Origin of the sequence: Desulfonatronum zhilinae, assembly GCF_900182865.1 — a bacterium.
Classification (GTDB): Bacteria; Desulfobacterota; Desulfovibrionia; order Desulfovibrionales; family Desulfonatronaceae; genus Desulfonatronum; species Desulfonatronum lacustre.
Map to the genome: position 1 here is coordinate 200,737 of NZ_FXUJ01000001.1, position 16,721 is coordinate 217,457.

The 16,721-nt window shown below is 61.4% G+C and carries 18 protein-coding genes; 10 read left to right on the forward strand and 8 right to left on the reverse strand.

Annotated elements, in window-relative coordinates; genetic code table 11:
* Window positions 1-129 precede the first annotated feature (129 nt).
* The 3 genes from AC559A_RS00915 to AC559A_RS00925 all read left to right on the forward strand — a co-directional run bounded on the left by AC559A_RS00915 (window position 130) and on the right by AC559A_RS00925 (window position 2,437).
* Window positions 130-1,089 carry a patatin-like phospholipase family protein gene (locus AC559A_RS00915; RefSeq protein ID WP_498815632.1) on the forward strand — a complete coding sequence of 320 codons (960 nt, stop codon included), beginning with the start codon at window positions 130-132 and terminating at the stop codon, window positions 1,087-1,089.
* Window positions 1,090-1,144: 55 nt separating this feature from the next.
* Window positions 1,145-1,600 carry a YaiI/YqxD family protein gene (locus AC559A_RS00920; RefSeq protein ID WP_498815634.1) on the forward strand — a complete coding sequence of 152 codons (456 nt, stop codon included), beginning with the start codon at window positions 1,145-1,147 and terminating at the stop codon, window positions 1,598-1,600.
* A gap of 105 nt (window positions 1,601-1,705) precedes the next feature.
* Window positions 1,706-2,437: an NAD(P)/FAD-dependent oxidoreductase gene (locus AC559A_RS00925; protein WP_498815636.1), complete on the forward strand. Its 732-nt coding sequence runs from the start codon at window positions 1,706-1,708 to the stop codon at window positions 2,435-2,437.
* Here the strand turns inward: AC559A_RS00925 and AC559A_RS00930 are convergent.
* Together AC559A_RS00930 and AC559A_RS00935 are read right to left on the reverse strand one after the other, a co-directional pair.
* Window positions 2,367-3,206 carry a transposase gene (locus AC559A_RS00930; RefSeq protein WP_498815638.1) on the reverse strand — a complete coding sequence of 280 codons (840 nt, stop codon included), beginning with the start codon at window positions 3,204-3,206 and terminating at the stop codon, window positions 2,367-2,369. The two genes, AC559A_RS00925 and AC559A_RS00930, sit on opposite strands and share 71 nt — an antisense overlap.
* A 5-nt stretch (window positions 3,207-3,211) precedes the next feature.
* A complete protein-coding gene (locus AC559A_RS00935) occupies window positions 3,212-3,406 on the reverse strand; it encodes a ferredoxin (RefSeq protein ID WP_028573010.1) in 195 nt (64 codons plus the stop codon).
* A gap of 221 nt (window positions 3,407-3,627) precedes the next feature.
* On the opposite strand from AC559A_RS00935, the gene purD reads away from it, so the two are divergent.
* Entirely contained in the window at window positions 3,628-4,905 is a 1,278-nt protein-coding gene (gene purD, locus AC559A_RS00940) for a phosphoribosylamine--glycine ligase (RefSeq protein WP_498815640.1), read from the forward strand.
* A gap of 96 nt (window positions 4,906-5,001) precedes the next feature.
* On the opposite strand, the gene AC559A_RS00945 is transcribed toward purD, so the two are convergent.
* Window positions 5,002-6,222 (reverse strand): methyltransferase domain-containing protein, encoded by a 1,221-nt coding sequence (locus tag AC559A_RS00945; protein WP_498815642.1) that lies wholly within the window; start codon window positions 6,220-6,222, stop codon window positions 5,002-5,004.
* 227 nt (window positions 6,223-6,449) lie between these two features.
* Window positions 6,450-8,510: an elongation factor G gene (gene fusA, locus AC559A_RS00950; protein ID WP_028573013.1), complete on the reverse strand. Its 2,061-nt coding sequence runs from the start codon at window positions 8,508-8,510 to the stop codon at window positions 6,450-6,452.
* 120 nt (window positions 8,511-8,630) lie between these two features.
* On the opposite strand from fusA, the gene AC559A_RS00955 reads away from it, so the two are divergent.
* Entirely contained in the window at window positions 8,631-9,761 is a 1,131-nt protein-coding gene (locus AC559A_RS00955; RefSeq protein ID WP_498815644.1) for a hypothetical protein, read from the forward strand.
* A gap of 24 nt (window positions 9,762-9,785) precedes the next feature.
* Here the strand turns inward: AC559A_RS00955 and AC559A_RS00960 are convergent, their stop codons facing one another.
* Both AC559A_RS00960 and AC559A_RS00965 read right to left on the reverse strand, forming a co-directional pair.
* Window positions 9,786-10,139: a DVU0772 family protein gene (locus AC559A_RS00960; RefSeq protein WP_498815646.1), complete on the reverse strand. Its 354-nt coding sequence runs from the start codon at window positions 10,137-10,139 to the stop codon at window positions 9,786-9,788.
* A gap of 221 nt (window positions 10,140-10,360) precedes the next feature.
* Window positions 10,361-10,567 (reverse strand): hypothetical protein, encoded by a 207-nt coding sequence (locus tag AC559A_RS00965; RefSeq protein WP_028573016.1) that lies wholly within the window; start codon window positions 10,565-10,567, stop codon window positions 10,361-10,363.
* A gap of 258 nt (window positions 10,568-10,825) precedes the next feature.
* Between AC559A_RS00965 and AC559A_RS00970 the strand changes: the two genes are divergently transcribed.
* The 4 genes from AC559A_RS00970 to AC559A_RS00985 all read left to right on the forward strand — a co-directional run bounded on the left by AC559A_RS00970 (window position 10,826) and on the right by AC559A_RS00985 (window position 15,130).
* On the forward strand, window positions 10,826-11,866 hold the full coding sequence (locus AC559A_RS00970) for a hypothetical protein (protein WP_498815648.1): 1,041 nt from the start codon (window positions 10,826-10,828) through the stop codon (window positions 11,864-11,866).
* Window positions 11,863-13,959 carry an ATPase, T2SS/T4P/T4SS family gene (locus AC559A_RS00975; RefSeq protein ID WP_498815650.1) on the forward strand — a complete coding sequence of 699 codons (2,097 nt, stop codon included), beginning with the start codon at window positions 11,863-11,865 and terminating at the stop codon, window positions 13,957-13,959. The genes AC559A_RS00970 and AC559A_RS00975 overlap by 4 nt, the downstream gene beginning before the upstream one ends.
* A 74-nt stretch (window positions 13,960-14,033) precedes the next feature.
* Complete coding sequence (locus AC559A_RS00980) at window positions 14,034-14,357, forward strand: hypothetical protein (RefSeq protein WP_035261882.1); 324 nt, start codon at window positions 14,034-14,036, stop codon at window positions 14,355-14,357.
* Between the two features lie 23 nt (window positions 14,358-14,380).
* Window positions 14,381-15,130: an HD domain-containing protein gene (locus AC559A_RS00985; RefSeq protein ID WP_498815652.1), complete on the forward strand. Its 750-nt coding sequence runs from the start codon at window positions 14,381-14,383 to the stop codon at window positions 15,128-15,130.
* Between the two features lie 95 nt (window positions 15,131-15,225).
* Here AC559A_RS00985 and AC559A_RS00990 read toward each other — a convergent pair whose 3' ends face one another.
* Entirely contained in the window at window positions 15,226-15,384 is a 159-nt protein-coding gene (locus tag AC559A_RS00990) for a hypothetical protein (protein ID WP_169732636.1), read from the reverse strand.
* 51 nt (window positions 15,385-15,435) lie between these two features.
* Window positions 15,436-16,065, reverse strand: coding sequence for a LexA family transcriptional regulator (locus AC559A_RS00995; RefSeq protein WP_028573019.1), 630 nt, complete (start codon window positions 16,063-16,065; stop codon window positions 15,436-15,438).
* Between the two features lie 120 nt (window positions 16,066-16,185).
* Here AC559A_RS00995 and AC559A_RS01000 point away from each other — a divergent pair, with 120 nt between their 5' ends.
* Window positions 16,186-16,689, forward strand: a complete 504-nt coding sequence (locus AC559A_RS01000) for an HPP family protein (protein WP_498815654.1) — start codon at window positions 16,186-16,188, stop codon at window positions 16,687-16,689.
* Window positions 16,690-16,721: the final 32 nt, after the last annotated feature.

The window sequence follows — 16,721 nt, forward strand, 5'->3', positions numbered from 1 at the left end:
CGGGATGTTTTGAATCCATTACAGGAAACCGGTAAAATACCGAATGGTTGGACTTTTAAACTACAATTGGAGTGGAAGCAATCGCATGACGGAGGAGAAGGCATCATCGTCGAGTCGAGCGGAATCGTCGTGTCGCGGGCGCATCGTGGACAGCTGCGCACCCTGCACGCACAGGACCGCAAAGCCGGGCTGTCGGGCGCGGTCATTGAGGAAAAGATCGCCATGAAGCTGACAAACGCGGGCCTGGTGCTGGAAGGCGGGGGGCTGCGGGGGGTGTTTACGTCCGGGGTGTTGCGGCGGCTCATGGACGAGGGAGTGTGGTTTGCCTCGGTGTACGGGGTGTCCATGGGCGCGTGCAACGGGGCCAACTACGTGGCCCGGCAGCCGGAGCGCAACCGGATGGTGAACATCGGGTTCGTGCGGGACCGGCGCTATCTGAGCTGGATGCGGCTGCTGCGCGGCGGGGATTTGTTCGGCATGGAGTTCATCTTCCGGGTCATTCCGCGGCGGATCATCCCCTTTGACTACGCGGCGTTCCGGGACAGTCCCGTGACGTTCTGGGTCGGCCTGACCGACTGCGAGCAGGGGGAGGCGGTCTGGTTGGAGAAGGGCGGGTTCGCCCGGACCGACGACTCCGTGGACGAGGTGTTCCGGGCCACGGCCAGCCTGCCGGTGATTTCCTCCCCGGTGCGCTACGAAGGGCGGATGGTCATGGACGGCGGCATCGCCGACCCGGTCCCCGTCCGCGTCTGCATGGACCAGGGCCACGCCAAGCGGGTGATCGTGCTCACCCAGCCGGACGGGTACGTCAAAAAGCCGGGTAAAAGCGGCTGGGCCTGCAGATGGCGGCATCCCGAGCTTGCGGGCATGCACCGGATGCTGGCCCGCCGCCATGACGTCTACAACGAGACCCTGGCCGCGATCCGGGACATGGAGGCCCGAGGCGAGGCCTTTGTCATTCAGCCGGACACGACCATGGGCGTGGGCCGGATCTGCCGGGAACCCAGGAAGCTTTACGACCTCTACGACCACGGCTATTTCACGGCCCAGAGCCGGATGGACGCCTTGCGGGCGTATCTGGCGGCTTGAATCAGGGCCGACCCTCACGGTTCTTTCCACTCATCAGCCCAAAGGATGAATGCAATTGCTGCACATCTACATTGATGCCGACTCATGTCCGGTCAAGCAGGAGGTGTATCGCGTCGCAGACCGGTACCAGCTTGATGTGACGCTGGTGGCCAATTCTCGGATGCACGTACCCCGTGAACAGCGGGTGGCGCTCATGGTGGTGAAAGGCGGTTTTGACGCGGCTGATGATTGGATTGTCGAGCACGTCGGCATCCACGACATTGTGGTCACCGCCGACATCCTGCTGGCCGACCGCTGCCTGAAAAAGGGTGCGCTCGTTGTCGGCCCAACCGGAAAACCCTTCACCGCCGAAAGCATCGGCTCAGCCGTGGCAATCCGGGACCTGATGGCGGAACTTCGCAGTTCTGGGGAGATGACGGGAGGGCCTGCGCCGCTCAAAAAACAGGATCGCTCACGTTTCCTGCATCAGCTCGATGAAATGATCCAATCGATCCGTCGCGAACACCGGTGAGGTTTGGCTTGAGCCGGTTGATCCGGAATTGATTCAGGTCAAGGATCGTGTCCGTCGCTGTGGTAGAGTCGCTCGAAACCAAGCACCAACGACAAGGAGACGATCATGTCCAAGACCCTACCTTTGAAATCCTACAACATCCTGCCCGGTCCCAAAATGGGCCTGATCACGCCGGAGTATCTGGAGTCCGTGGCCGCGGCGGTGCGCAAGCACGACATCCCCCTGCTCAAGATCACCTCGGCCCAACGGCTGGCCATCGGCGGGCACGGGCCGGAGGCCGCGACGGATATCTGGCGGGCCTTGGGGTTTCCGGACGGCCCGAAAAAGCCCGTCGGCGTGCATTACATCCAGGCTTGTCCGGGCTCGCGCTGGTGCAAGTTCGGCCAACTGGATTCCCTGGAACTGGGCCGCAAGGTGGATTCGGCGATTATGGGCATGGAATTGCCGGCCAAGACCAAGTTCGGTCTCTCCGGGTGCGGCATGAACTGTTGCGAGAGTTATATCCGGGACGTGGGGCTGTTCGGGAAGAAAAAAGGCTGGACCCTGATCTTCGGCGGCAACGGCGGCGGACACCCCCGGATCGGCGACGTGATCGCCAGGGACCTGACCGACGACCAGGCCGTGGAACTGACCCGGGCCTGTTTGAATTTCTACGCCGCCAAGGCCAAGCCCCGGGAGCGGACCGCCCGGTTCATGGAACGGATCGGGGTGGAGGTGTTCATGCGGGCGGTGCTGGGGGAGGGGACCGCCTACTTGGACGGGCGGCTCAGTTCGACGGCTTCGGCTGGCAAAGATGCTTCAGGAGGAGGGGGAGCCAGTTCTCCTGAGGCGTGTTGAAGCGGAATTCGAGTTCCTTGAGATACAGCGGGCAGCATTCCGGGGTGAAGCAGCGGTAGCGGGTCAGCCAGGCCTCCGCGAACCGCCAAAATGTCCGGTCCGCGTCCAAGGGGAGGGATTCCTGATTCCACTTCTTGGCGAACAGTTTACGCAGGTTGCCGCAGCAGGCGAAAAACAGGGCCTCGCGGCTCTCGGCGGGTTCGGTGTAGACAAGGGTGCGCCAGATGCGCTTGCGTAACGGACGTCCGAGAATTTCCCGGACATCCAGGTCGGGAAGCAGCTCAAAGCGAATGCTTCCGGGCGAACGTCGCAACGCGAACACCGGGGCTCCCCTGCCCAGGCAGTGGTCATTTCCGGCGGCGCTGTTCTTGCGGCAGTGCTTGCGCAGTTCCCCTTGTTCGTCGAACAGCGGCGCAAAGGACGGGTCTCCGGCCAGGAGGCTGAACCGCAGCGTGTTCACCGCCTTGAGCGTGGTTTCGTAGGAAGCCTGGACTTCTCCGGCCATTTCCGTGACCGGGACGCCCTCCACGAACAAGCGCATCAGGGCCATCCACTGGGCTCGTGAGAGCGCGCACCGATTCAGCCAGCGGCCGGTGAAGTCGTGAAAGGTGTACACGCACTCCCCACAACGGTAGCGACCGTCCTTGAGCGGATAGACGGATCGCTGTCCGCAGCGGGGGCAGCGCACTTCGCCCTCGGGCCAGCAATGGGTCGCGAAAAGCGTTTGTTGCGGGTTTCGGTCCGAGGTGAACGCGCCGCGGCAGGCCATTGCCCCTATCCTTCCCAGTGAATGCACTCCACCGGGCAGTTGTCCACGGCCTCCTGAATCTGATCTTCCGGGCCACCCTCTTCCTGAATCACCTCCGCCTTGCCCGTCCCGATGTCCAGGTGAAACACTTCCGGACACATCTCCTCGCAAACTCCGCACCCGATGCATTCGTCTTGGTCAATGAGCACTTTTCTGGCCATGATAGTCCTCCTTTGGAGTCAATCGGACGTCGAACTCGTTCCGGCTTCGTCGCGAACATCTCGCGCGGCCCGGGATTTGATTCGCGTATTGTACCAGTCCGAGGTTTTAAGAGTGAACCAGGCGTTTGTCCACCCTGCTTGACAGATCATCCGTCCCCCACATAACTCCCTGCTGAAAAATTACCGCCTCGAACCTCAAGCCTTTCCCCTGGAGTTGCATCATGCGCATCCTGCTCGTCGGATCCGGTGGCCGCGAACACGCCCTGGCCTGGAAACTCAAGCAAAGCCCTCTGGTCGAGACCTTGCTCATCGCGTCCGGCAATCCGGGCACGCTCGGGATGGGGGAGAATTTACCGATCACGGACGACGACATACCCGGCCTGGTCCGCGCCGCCCGGGAACACAAGGTGGACATGGTGGTCCCCGGCCCGGAACTGCCTCTGGTCCTGGGGCTCAAGGACGCTCTGGCCAACGAAGGCATCGCCTGTTTCGGACCCAGCGCCTTCTGCGCCCGGCTGGAGGGAAGCAAGGTCTTTGCCAAAAACATGATGCGCAAGGCCGGGATCCCCACGGCGGACTTCCAGGTTTTCGAGGAAGCCCACGAGGCCAGGGAGTATGCCAAAAAGCACTCCTTGCCCATGGTGATCAAGGCGGACGGGTTGGCCGCGGGCAAGGGAGTGATCATCGCCAAGACCCGGGAAGAAGCCCTGGAGGCCATTGACGCGATCATGGTCCGGCGGATCTTCGACGCGGCCGGGGAGCGGCTGATCATCGAGGAGGCCTTGGTGGGCGAAGAAGCCTCACTGCTGGCCTTTTGCGACGGAAAGACCGTGGTTCCCCTGCCCTCGGCCCAGGACCACAAGCCCGTGGGCGAAAACGACACCGGCCCGAACACCGGGGGCATGGGCGCTTACTGCCCGGCCCCGATCCTGCCCGAGGACAAGCTTGCCGCACTGACCGAGACGACCATCACTCCCCTGACCCGGTTGCTGGCCGAAAAGGGGCAACCCTTTCAGGGGGTCATCTATGCCGGACTGATGTTCACGGCCAAGGGGCCGTACGTGTTGGAATACAACGTCCGCTTCGGAGACCCGGAATGCCAGCCGCTGATGGTCCGCCTGGAGTCCGACCTGGCGAAAATCATGTCCGCCTGCTGCGAAAAACGGCTGGCCCAGGTTCCGGTGCGGTGGTCGGAAAAGACGGGGCTGTGCGTGGTGTTGGCCGCGCCGGGGTATCCCGGGGCCTACCCCAAGGGCATGCCCATCTCCGGATTGGACCGGGCCGAAGCCGTGCCCGGGGTCACCGTGTTCCAGGCCGGCACGGCTCTGAAAGAGGGTCGGCTCGTAACCTCCGGAGGCCGGGTCCTGGGCGTCACCGCCCTGGCCCCGGGCTTGGCCGCGGCCAGGGCCGCCGCCTATCAGGCCGCGGATTTGATCGATTTCGAAGGCAAATATCTGCGCCGGGACATCGGGGCCAAGGGCATCGACCGGGCCGGGTGAGGGCCAGATCTTCCACAAAAAAAGCCCCGGGGTTCGGACCGCATTCCTCGCGGACGCCGAGCCTCGGGGCTTTTTCTTCCAATTCTCCCTGGCCGATCAGTCCTGGACCGTCCCCATGACCACGCAGACCGGATCGCTGGTCAGGGTCTGGTCGATGTGCGGGTCGTCCTCGGGCCGCCACCAGTTGCGGATGCTTACGGTTCGCAAATCCGTCAAGGCCGGGACGGTCTGAAAATACTCCAAAACCAGGCCGATGCGCTCAAATTCATGCAGATCCATCCACATCCGCACGGCCTTGGTCGGGAACCAGCGGCTGGAAATCCCCACCAGCAGCATCCCGCCGGGGCGCAGCACCCTGGCGCACTCGGCGATGACCGCCTGTGGGGAGGTCAGGTACTCGATGGACAGGCTGCATGTCACGGCGTCGAAGCTCTTGTCCGGAAAGGGCAGCTTGGGGGCCGCGTTCAGATCGTGGACCACCCGGTCGGCCAGGCGGGGGTTGGCTTCCATTTCCTCCAGGTTCAAGCCCAGTCCGGTTACGTGGAGGTCGAGATGTTCCGGAATGTGGGACAGGACACTGCTCATCAGGTCCAGAACCTTCGCGCCTGACGGCAAGGAGGACAGGGAGTCGGCGTAGGTTTGCTCCAGAAACGCCCCGGCCTGGGCGTCCACGTGGCCGATGATCCGGGGCGAGGCGTAGAACAGCGCGTCCTCGGTCTCATCCAGGCGGCGCAGTCCGTCTTGCAAATCAAAGCTGGTCGGGTGTCCGTTGTGGCGGCGCTGCATTCCCGGCCCGCTGTCCGCGATTTCCTCCAGCCAGCAGGTCAGCCGCCCTCCGGTTTCCGTGGCCTTGTCCGCCAAGTCCAGGATCGTGGCCCGCAGGGTTAATGGAAAGCCTGCCAGGGGATGGTTCAGGTCCACGACCATGTTCGAGGCATCCAGCTCGATAATCCGTCCTGGTCGGGAGTCCTGCGGGTACACCCCGAGCATGTCCCCCAGCATTCCTCGTGGGTAAAAACGGCCCCGGGCCGGTTCGATGACCCGTCCGCCCACGGTCCGGCGCTGGAATCGGGACCGGGGGACGCGATGGATCAGCTTCGGGTCATGATCCGGGATGGCTTCTCCGGGTTGATACGTTTTCTCCACCGTGTCGCCCACTGCCTTGCCCAGAAGGGCTTCCTTGAATCCGGGCGGAAATACGTCTCGCCAGAGGTTCACGCGCCGGGCCAGATACCGCTCCTGATGCCGGGCTTCCGGGCTTTGCCATTCCAGGGCCAGTTCCAACGTCGTCAAACTGTGTTCACCAAGTCCGCTCACAATCTCCTTCTTTGCTCACCCTGTGTTGGGTTCAGAGGTTAATTGGTCAGGTGGGCCAAATGCAAAGGGGCGGCTAAAAGCCGCCCCTTTGCAACCGAACACGGGGAGTTCTCCCCTGTTCCGGCAGCTTAAGTGCAGAGATAGTACCTCAATCGGCCCGGTCAAGCCTCAGGCAGGCTCCGGTCCTTGATCCGGGCAAAGCCCCGGGCAAAACCCCGGGCAAAGCCCTATTCATCCTTGACCTTGGACTCGGCCACCACCTTTTCCGCCACTGGCGGCGGGCATTCCTCGTAGTGGTCGAATTCCATGACAAAGGTGCCCTGGCCACCGGTCATGGAACGCAGGGTCGGGGCGTACTCCAGGACTTCGGACATGGGCACGTGGGCCCGGATTTCGGTGACCCCCGCGTGGGAGTCCGTGCCCAGGACCTTGCCCCGGCGGCTGGAGAGGTCGCCGATAATGTCGCCCATGAACTCGTCCGGGGTGTACACGGTCATCAGCACGATGGGCTCCAGAAGCTGGATCTTGGCTTCCTCGGCCCCTTTCTTGAAGGCCAGGGACCCGGCCACCTTGAAGGCCATTTCCGAGGAGTCCACGGTGTGGAAGGAGCCGTCGAACAAAGTGACCTTGAAGTCCACCAGGGGATATCCGGCCAGGACCCCGCGCAGGGAGGACTCCTGGATGCCCTTGTCCACGGCGGGGATGTACTGTCGGGGAATGGCTCCGCCGACGATGGCGTCCACGAATTCGTAACCCGCGCCCCGGGGCAAAGGCTCCATCCGGATCCAGCAGTCCCCGAACTGGCCTCGCCCGCCGGACTGCTTCTTGTGTCGGCCCTGGACTTCGGCCCGACCCTTGATGGTCTCGCGGTAGGGCACCTTGGGCGGCTTGAGCACGATGTTCACCTTGTAGCGCCGACGGCACTTCTCCACCGCGGTCTCAATGTGCATCTGACCCATGCCGGACAGCAGCATCTCCCCGGTTTCCTGGCCACGGGAGAGGCTCAGGGTCACGTCTTCATCCAGAAGCTTCTGCACCGCGGCGTAGACCTTGTCTTCCTCACCCTTTTCCTCCGCGCCCAGGGCATAGGTGATCATGCTCGTGGGCAGTTGCGGGGCGGCCAGTCGGAAGGGCTTTTTCTCGTCGCACAGGGTGTCCGCGGTGGCGGTGCTCTTCAGCTTGGCCACGGCGACGATGGCCCCCGGCCCCAGGGGTTCCTTGCACGGCGTGGTGGTTTTGCCCTGGAGCATCAGGAGCTGCCCCAGCCGCTCCCTGGCGTCCTTGCCGGGGTTGAACAGGGCCATGTCCGGGGTGACGACGCCGGAGAGCACGCGCAACACGCTGAGCTGACCGGTGAAGGGATCGGCGATGGTCTTGAAGACAAAGCAGGCCGCCGGAGCGTCGGGACTGGAGGGGCGCTGTTCGCCATCCGCTCCGGTCCAGTCGGCATGGTCCAGGGGAGAGGGCATCAGGTCCTGGATCACGTCCAGGATCAACGGGCCGCCCCGGTTGGCCAGGGCCGCGCAAACCGTCACCGGCACCAGCTCGCCGGAGAGCACGCCCTTGCGTAGAGCGCCCAGCATTTCCGGCAGGGTCAGCGTACCCTCTTCCAGATACTTTTCCATCAGTTCCTCATCGCTCTCGGCGATGTTCTCCATCATGGTCTCCCGGAGGGTCGCCACCTGGTCGGCCAGGTCCCCGGGCATTTCACCGGGCTTGAGGTTCCCGGCATCGTCGAACAGCAAGGCCTGCTCGGCCAGAACGTCCACAACCCCCCTGAAGTCGGTCTCCGAGCCCAGGGGCAGATGCAGCAGGACCGGCTTGATGCCCAGGATGTCCTGCAATCCGCCAAAAGCCATCTCGAAATCGGCCCGATCCCGGTCCATTTTGTTGATGACCACCATGGCAGGCAGACCGGCCTTTTTCACTTCAGCCCAGAACCGCTTGGTCAGGGGCTTGACGCCGTCCACCGCGTCGATCACGAAGACCGCTCCGTCAGCGGCGCTCAGAAGGTAGGGCAGGTCGCCGCAGAAATTGTTGTCCCCGGGCGCGTCGATGAGAAAATGCTGGTTCTTTTTCCAGGAGTAATGGCCGAATCCGGGCTGAATGCCGCCCCGTCGCTTGACTTCCTCGGGTTCGTAATCCAGGCAGGTGGTGCCCTCGTCGATCTTGCCCAGGCGATTTGTCACCGAGGTGTTGAACAACAACATTTCGGCCACGGATGTTTTTCCGCTGCCTCCATGTCCGACCAGGGCGTATGTGCGTTGGGTGCTGAGCTTATCCTGCATTCGGCCTCCTTCAGGGATTGTGTTGGGTAAGGGTTGACGCCGTCAGGCGATGATGATGCGCTGTTATAAGCTTTGCACCTATAGAGACGGGGTTGGAAGAATGTCAAGGGAGGCTCTCAAATGACAGGCTGGATAAGGGTTTATGCGTCCCAGCTGGATTGTTCGGGGACCAGTTTGTTCTGGGCCGGTCCTCCTCCCGAGGAGTTGTGCCGGTCGTTGCTGGCCGTGGGGCAGTTGGACCCCGTCCTGGTCCGGGTCCAAGAGGACCGGGAAGGGCAGAGGAATCGGGAAGGCCAGAAGGACGGAGGAGGCCAGGGGGAGGGCGGCTACAGGCTGTTGTCCGGATACCGCAGGGCGACCTTTCTGGCCCAAGCGGGCCGGGAAATCGCGGCGAGGTGTCTGCCCGGGCCGGGATCGCCGCTGGAGGACGGACTGCTCTACCTGCACGCCAATATTCATCGGCCCCTGGACGAACCCATGCGCGTCCAGGCTCTGCGGTATTTTCAGCCGCTGCTTGAACCGGAAGAGCTGACCCGGCGCGTTGCTCCCCCGCTGGGCGTCCCGCCTCGCTCCGGGATGTGGCGAAAGTATCTCACCTGGCTCGAATTACCCGCGTCCTGGGACGATCTGCTGTACGCCGGCAACGTCCCCCTGGCCGCGGGAACGACTCTGGCTACGCTCCGTCAAGACGAACTGGAAGCGTTGCGGCCGTATTTTACGGCCTGGAAATGGTCCCAGGGCCGGGCCGTTCAGTGGCTGACCCTGCTCAAGGAAACGGCACTGGGCCGCGGGTGGTCCCTGAGCCAGGCCCTGGAAGCCGCCGCAGCTCATCAGGTGCTGGAAAGTGGTCTCGCCCCCCAGGACGCCCTGCAAAATCTGACCACTCAGGCCAAGGCACTCCGCTATCCCCACCTGGACCGGATGGAACGCCGCTTCGCGGATCTGGCCAAACGATTTTTCGGCTCGTCCCGCTGGGACATCACCCCCAGCCCGAACTTTGAATCCGACACCGTGGAACTGCGTTTGCGGGCCCGAAGCGTCGAGGACCTCCGGGCCGGGGGCCAGGCCCTGGACCAGGCCCTGGACCGGGCGCTGGGCCAAGCCCAGGGGCAGACCCAGGGGCAGGCCCAGGATTTGGCCCAGGATCAGGCCCAGGACCGGGCCCTCGGAACGAGCGCGACGCCGGAGAGCTCCGGGGACTCTTTGGAGGGACTGTTTCGGATCAGCCGGGAGGAGAGAGCCGGACCGTGACGTTCGGTCTCTTTTCTCCGAACGTTACTTCTTCTCCAACTCGGCCGTCAGCCATTCCTTGATTTCCGGGCTCAGCTCGTGAATCCCCTTCAGTCCGCCGATGGACTCCAGGTACCGCTTGGCCAGATCCTCGGGCAACCGTTTCTCGCACAGGGTCGTGGAGCCGTAGTTGGTCATCTTCATCAGCACCACCTTGGGCTCCTCCCAGGTGTCGATAACGAAGTAGATCGAGTACTCGTTCGAGCCCCGCACGGGCTGACGCATGGCGTCGTGCCAGTTGTTGTTGCCCCATTCCAGGAACATGGTCACCGCGTCCTCGTGGATCATGTCCCAGTTGACCTCGTTCAGCCACACCTTGCAGGCGTCCAGATCGCTCATGCTCATTGCCCCTTTGCGGTTTGGGTTGTGTCTTGGGTTATACTTGGGTTGCGTGTTCGACTACAATCAGTTCGTTCACCGGAAAATCCAGCTTCGCGGCCCGCCCACCGGCTCCCCCCTTGGGAAGGCCCGCGCTCCCAGAGAGGAGCACCGAGAGGAGCACGGCGAGCAGCGCCGCCAGGAGCACTGCAATAATGCCTTACCGATCTCTGATCGCTTCCTCAGCCGTATTGCCTTCCCGGCTGCCCCTGAAAGAATTCGTTGACCGCCTGGCTGACGTAGAGTTTGACCTCTTGCTCGCCTTCCTCCAGCAGAACGTTCGACTCGGCGAACAGGCCCAGATCCTCGGCCACGTCCTCCCAGTGTTTTTTCATTTTCGCGATATCGGGATCCCCGACATCAAACCGCCTGATGGCTACCCAAGACATGGTCGCCTCCTTTATTGTTGTTGGTTGGTGTACACGAATAGGATCGGCCCGAGTGCGTCAATGTGCGTCATGGACGCACCTTGCGTCGCGAGCCGCATCGAATCGCCCAGCAATAATTGCCCCCATGGTTCAAGTCAATTTTGTTGCATTTCTCCCTGCCCGGGGCTATGCGTCGAGGTCATGTCGGGTTGCTTTTCTCAGGATGCAAGCATGTTGAATGGTATTCCGGTAACGCTGGATGGAACGGATGGAGTTGAGATGGAATCAAGGACCGTGGAGGAGAACAAGAGCGAATACGTCGGGTCCGTTCTCCTGATCGAACCCGACGCGGGCATGGCCCGGGCCATGGAGTCCGAATTGGCCAGGGGCAAGTTCGCCGTCCGCGTGGTCCGGAGCCACCTCGGGGCCTTGGGAATGATTGAGGATCTGCGAGAACCGCACGTGGTGCTCGTCCCGGCCGAAGCCACGGATATCGACGGGTTTGATTTCGTCCACCTGGTTCGACACCGCAACCGCTTCCTGGGGCAGTGCCTGCCGATCATCATGGTCGGTTCCGGGGACAATTTCGCCAGAATTGCTCGCAGTGACGATGGCGGGATCGACGATTTCCTGTTGCGTCCGTACTTTCCTGGAGAACTGGCCTGGCGGGTGCGCAAAGCCTGGAAGGTTCTGGAGAAGCGGCGCCAATCAGCCTCCCTGGAATACATGGACACGTCCTCCGGCATCCTGACCCCGGCCGGGCTGAAGCGCGCCATCCATGAGGAGTTGAACAAGTCGTTTCGTAAACGGGCCTGTTTTTCCCTGGCGGTGATCGCGTTTCATCGCTTGGAAGACGTGCATCTGAACTACGGGCTGATGATGGCCGAATGGATGGAGCGGGACCTCTCCGTTAAAGTCCGGCTTTCCCTACGCAGTTACGACCGGTTGGGCAAAATTGAGTTCGGGAGGTATTGTTTGTTGGCCCCGGACGTGGACCGGGAGCACCTGCAAATGCTGAGCTATCGCCTGAGCGAACAGGTCAGGGATTGGAACGAGTCCGTGTCCAGGAATTCCCATATTCGCACACCCCTGGAGCCGAAAATCCGCCCTCTGACCGTTCTTCCCCAATTTGAACCCCACCATCTGACCAAGGCCGCGACCTTGCTCTGGGACTGGGTAGAGCAGCGTGAAGGCCATGTGGATATTCCCCGGGCCGAGTTTTCCGAAATTGCCCTGACCCCGAAGGTCGTCATGGAACGTCTTTTACCCGGCTTTTCATCCGGCAGCGGTATTCCGCTCGACCATCCGCAACGCCCATGACCGTCGCCCCGACCTCCCCATTGCAAGGCGAAGTGTTGTTTCGCCAAGGACGCTTTCAGGATGCGGTGCAATCCTTGCTGGATGAATATCGTGGAGGCAGGAAGACCTTTGCGGTAACCACCCTGCTGATCCAGTCCATGCGTGCCCTGGGGCAGCACCGGGAAATGGCCGACTTTCTGGCCAAGGCGGTGATGGAATCCTCGCTTTCCATGCCCGAGCAGGCCGCGCTCTACTATCAGCTGGGGCAGGCCTTGTTCCAGGCCAAGGACATGACCCAGGCCAAGCAGGCTTTTTGGCAGGCCCATCGGCTAAACCCGAACCATCCGGGACTGGCAGAAAAATTGAAAGCCATCGGACATCGGGAGCTTCGGCCGCAACACCGCTACAGCCTGTTGGTGTCCCGTGGCCTGCTGACCGAGGACCAACTCGCGGAAATGACCCAGGCCGCCAAGGATGCCGGCGAGGATCTGGACCAATATCTGCTCAGGGAAGTGAAGCTGGACAAGACCGTGCTGGGCGAGTCCTTGTCCGCGTTCTACGAAGTGCCCTTCGTGCCCTTTGATCCGAATGTCGACGCGCCCTTTGAACTGCTGGAAAAACGCAAGCTGGACCCGGATTACCTGAAACGTTCCGGCTGGACCCCGCTGGCTGTGGACGGCAACTCCATCACCGTGTTGATGGCCAACCCTTTTGATCACGCCCGGCTGGACGAGATCCGGTTCATTTTCGGCACCAGCCGGATCGAGCCCAAGGTCGCTCTGGCCTTGGACATCCAGGGTTTCATCGACTTGTTCTACCGCAGCCTGGGGTCCGAAGAACTGATGGAACTCGGGGACTCAATGGAGGCCCAGACCGACGAGGAGACTGAACCGGGGCTGGACGAGGAAACCGGGGTCTCGGACTCCGAGGTCGTCCGGCTGGTCAACGCTCTGCTGGTGGAAGCCTGGCGGCGCAATGCCTCTGACATACACATCGAGCCCGACCCCCAAAATCGGTTTTGCACGGTACGCTTTCGGATTGACGGCAGTTGTCACGAATTCCGCAAGATCCGCGCCGGGATGGCCAAGCCGCTGATTTCCCGGGTCAAGATCATGGCTCACCTGAACATCGCCGAGCGTCGGCTGCCCCAGGACGGCAAGATCAAGATGCGCCTGCCCGAGCTGGGCAAGATCGTCGAATTCCGAGTGGCCATCCTGCCGACCATCGAGAATCACGAAGACGTGGTTTTGCGTGTACTGGCCTCAGGCAAGCCCTTGCCTTTGGAACGGCTGGGCATGTCCGACGAGAACCTGGCCAAGTTCAAGTCCTCGGTCTACAAGCCCTATGGGCTGATCATCGTGGTCGGGCCCACCGGTTCCGGAAAAACCACGACCTTGCATTCGGCCATCAGCTACATCAACACCCCGGAGCGCAAGATCTGGACCGCGGAGGACCCGGTGGAAATCACCCAGGAAGGGCTGCGCCAGGTTCAGATCAATCCGAAAATCGGCCTGGACTTCGCCACCACCCTGCGCTCTTTCCTCCGGGCCGACCCGGACGTGATCATGATCGGCGAGATGCGCGACGCGGAGACCGCGCACATCGGGGTCCAGGCTTCGCTGACCGGGCACATGGTCTTTTCCACCCTGCACACCAATTCCGCGCCCGAAACCATCACCCGTCTGCTGGACATGGATCTTGACCCCTTCAATTTCGCGGACTCCCTGCTCTGTGTCGTGGCCCAGCGCCTGATCAAAACCCTGTGCCCCCAGTGCAAGGAGGCCTATCGTCCGGACAAGCAGGAGGTGGACGACCTGGCCAAGGAGTTTGGGCCGGGCTTTGAGCAGTACATTCCCATGTCCCGGGAAATCTCCCTGTATCGGGCCAAGGGCTGCGGGCAGTGCAACCATGGGTACCGCGGCAGAACGGGGGTCCACGAGCTGATGACCAGCTCCACGCAGATCAAGAACCTGATCAAGCGCCGCGGCCACACGGAAGAAATTCGGGACCAGGCCGTGGCCGACGGGATGCTGACCCTGAAGCAGGACGCCCTGCTCAAAGTGCTCCAGGGTTTCACGGACATGGCCCAGGTGCGCTCGGTCAGCGGATGGTAAGCAAACCTTTCAACGAATCAGAATCGAAATTCGCGGCCAAACAGCCGTGGATAATCTTGAGGAGAACGTCGTAAATGGAACTATCGTCCGTCGTTGAACTGCTCTTCACGGCCCAGGGGCCGTCCGAATGGGCCCACTGGCCCTTTGGCCCGTCGTTTGTCGGAAGCTGGCTGAACATGCTCACGAAGTTCGTCTTCATCGGCCTCGTGCTGGCCTTGATGATGTACCTGCTGCGGTATTTGTTCGGACCCGGCGGTCCCATGAGGGATGAAGGCCTGGATGCATCCCCTGATGAGCAGGTCCTTGAGCAGGCCTTGGCCGTGTTGCGCAAACGGATGATGGAAGGGCGCATCGAACCCGAGGATTTCGAACGGGCCAGAAAACTCATGGAGCAGTGATCGGCGTGGACATGGAGGCCCCCATGCTCGCCTTGGTGGGCTTTGCCCGGGAACATTTTCTCGCTGCTGCGCAAGACCGGGCCAACATGGCCCTCAAGCTGGATCACTGCCTGCGGGTCTTTCAGGAAGCCGAGACGATCACGACCCGGGAAGATCTTCCCCCGAACGCGACCCGCCGGTCGCTGTGGGCCGCCTTGTTCCACGACGTGGGGCGGTTTCCGCAGTACGCGGCGCATAAGACCTTCGACGACCGCAAATCCACGGATCATGGACGTCTCGGGGTCCGGACCCTGAAGCGGCGCAGCCTGCTGGAATCCCTGGATAAACAGGATCGCAAAGCCGTGCTGACGGCGGTGATCCTGCACAACAAACGCTTCCTGCCCCCCGACCTGCCGGACTGGGCCGCGGTCCCGGCCCGGGTGGTCCGGGACGCGGACAAACTGGACATCTTCCAGGTGATGCTTGAACATCTGCGTCCCGGCGCATGGAACAACCCGGTGGTCACCCTGGGATTGCGCGACGAACCCGGCGTCTGCACGGATGCGCTGGTGGACCAGATCCTGGCCGGAAAACTGGGCGACTATGCCAGGATGCGCACGCTCAACGACTTCCGGCTGCTGCTGTGCAGCTGGGCCTTCGATCTGAACTTCCCCGCCTCCAGACAGGCCGTTCAAGAGCGCGGCTACCTGAACGAACTTCTGGACGAACTCCCGGACCTGCCCAAAATTCGTCGCGTGCGGGAAACCGTGCTTTTTGCTTTGGAACGGAAGTAATCGCCGTTTCAGGGCCGGAACCGTCTCTCGCCAAATAAAAACACTCCGCCCAGCATGGCGCCGGAGAGCAGTGCTGTCCAGACGCCAAGCCGCGGCTACAGCAGATCGTTGATGTTGATGGGCTTGCCGCAGTTTGGACAGCGCATCAGTTTGGTCATTTTGGCCCGGGGTTGATACAGGTGCCGGATGCCCTTCTTCGTGATCACATACGCCACCATGACCGGATGACCGCATTCACAGAACCGCTGTTGCATTGGAATGTCTCCTTGTGTTTACAAAAGTAAATCAACAGGGCAAAAAAAATATCAGGCGTAGCTCCGACTGCTCCACAGAACCCGACCAATGACCCGCAACGTCTCGACCTCGTCGCCCTGCAAGGTGACCGGCTGATAGCGTTGATTGGTGCTGTAAAGCGTAATCAGGCCGGGACGGGCCTGGACTCTTTTGATCTGCAACACGTCCGCCAAGCCGACCACGTAGAGGTTGTTGTTCAGAACTCCGGTTTGGCTTTGATCAAGCAGGATGCTGTCGCCGGGTTCCAACTCCGGAGACATGCTGTCGCCGACCACGTCCATGACCACCATGTGTTCCGGCCGGCCTTTCCTGGCGACCCATTTCCGATCAAAAGGAATTTCATCGACGATATTGTCCCGCACGTCCAAGGAACCGATGCCGGCGCAGGCCCTGGCCGAGACCTTGGGGATGTATCGGGTCTTGTGCTTGTCGGCCTGATACACCGGTCCGATTCCGGTTTTCAGCCACTCCGGATTCACCCCGAACATGCTGGAAAGGGTCAGTGCCCAGCCTTTGGGCACGCCTCGCGTCTTGGCCAGGGTGATGGCCGGGGGTTCGATGCCCAGGAGGTTGGCCAAGTCTTTTTGGCTGCCGATCTCGGCGACCTGGGATGCGCGTTTGAAGAAATCGTCGAATTTCATGGGGTGGCCTTGGGACGGACTGTTTACAAAAGTTAATAGATTGTCAAGTCCCCCGCAATCATTCATATTCGCTGTCATCTTCCAGTCAGTGGGAAGTGTTGGGAAAGAGAGGGAACGCTCGTGGCGATTATTTCCAGAAACAGATTGAAAGCAATGAGGATTTATTGGAAAAGTTATTTTTTCCAGTGCCTTGCAGCGTCGGCTACCATATTCGCCATTCTTATACTCGTCAGCATTCACAGAAAGCCCATCATCATAGCGTCTCTCGCTGCCTCAGCCTTTATCGTGTTCACGATACCCAGCTATCTCACGGCCCGGCCGAGAAATCTGATTTGTGGACATCTTATCGGCCTGTTTTGCGGTCTTTTCGTTGCCGAGCTCATTGTGCCGTATTTCAGTCCAAGAATGGTCGTCTTGGAATTTTGGTATGCCTTTGCCGTCGGGCTGTCCATTTTCATCATGGTTGCAACCGATACGGAACATCCCCCCGCTGCCGGAACAGCCCTTGGCGTGGTGACTCTCGGCTTTTCCATGAAACTGCTTTTCACTGTTTTGATCGGCATATCCTTCCTTGCCGGTCTTCACTATTTCTTCAAGAGCAGATTGAGAGACCTCACGTTGTGAGTCATCCCCGTGCTGTCTGTATCATTCTCCAG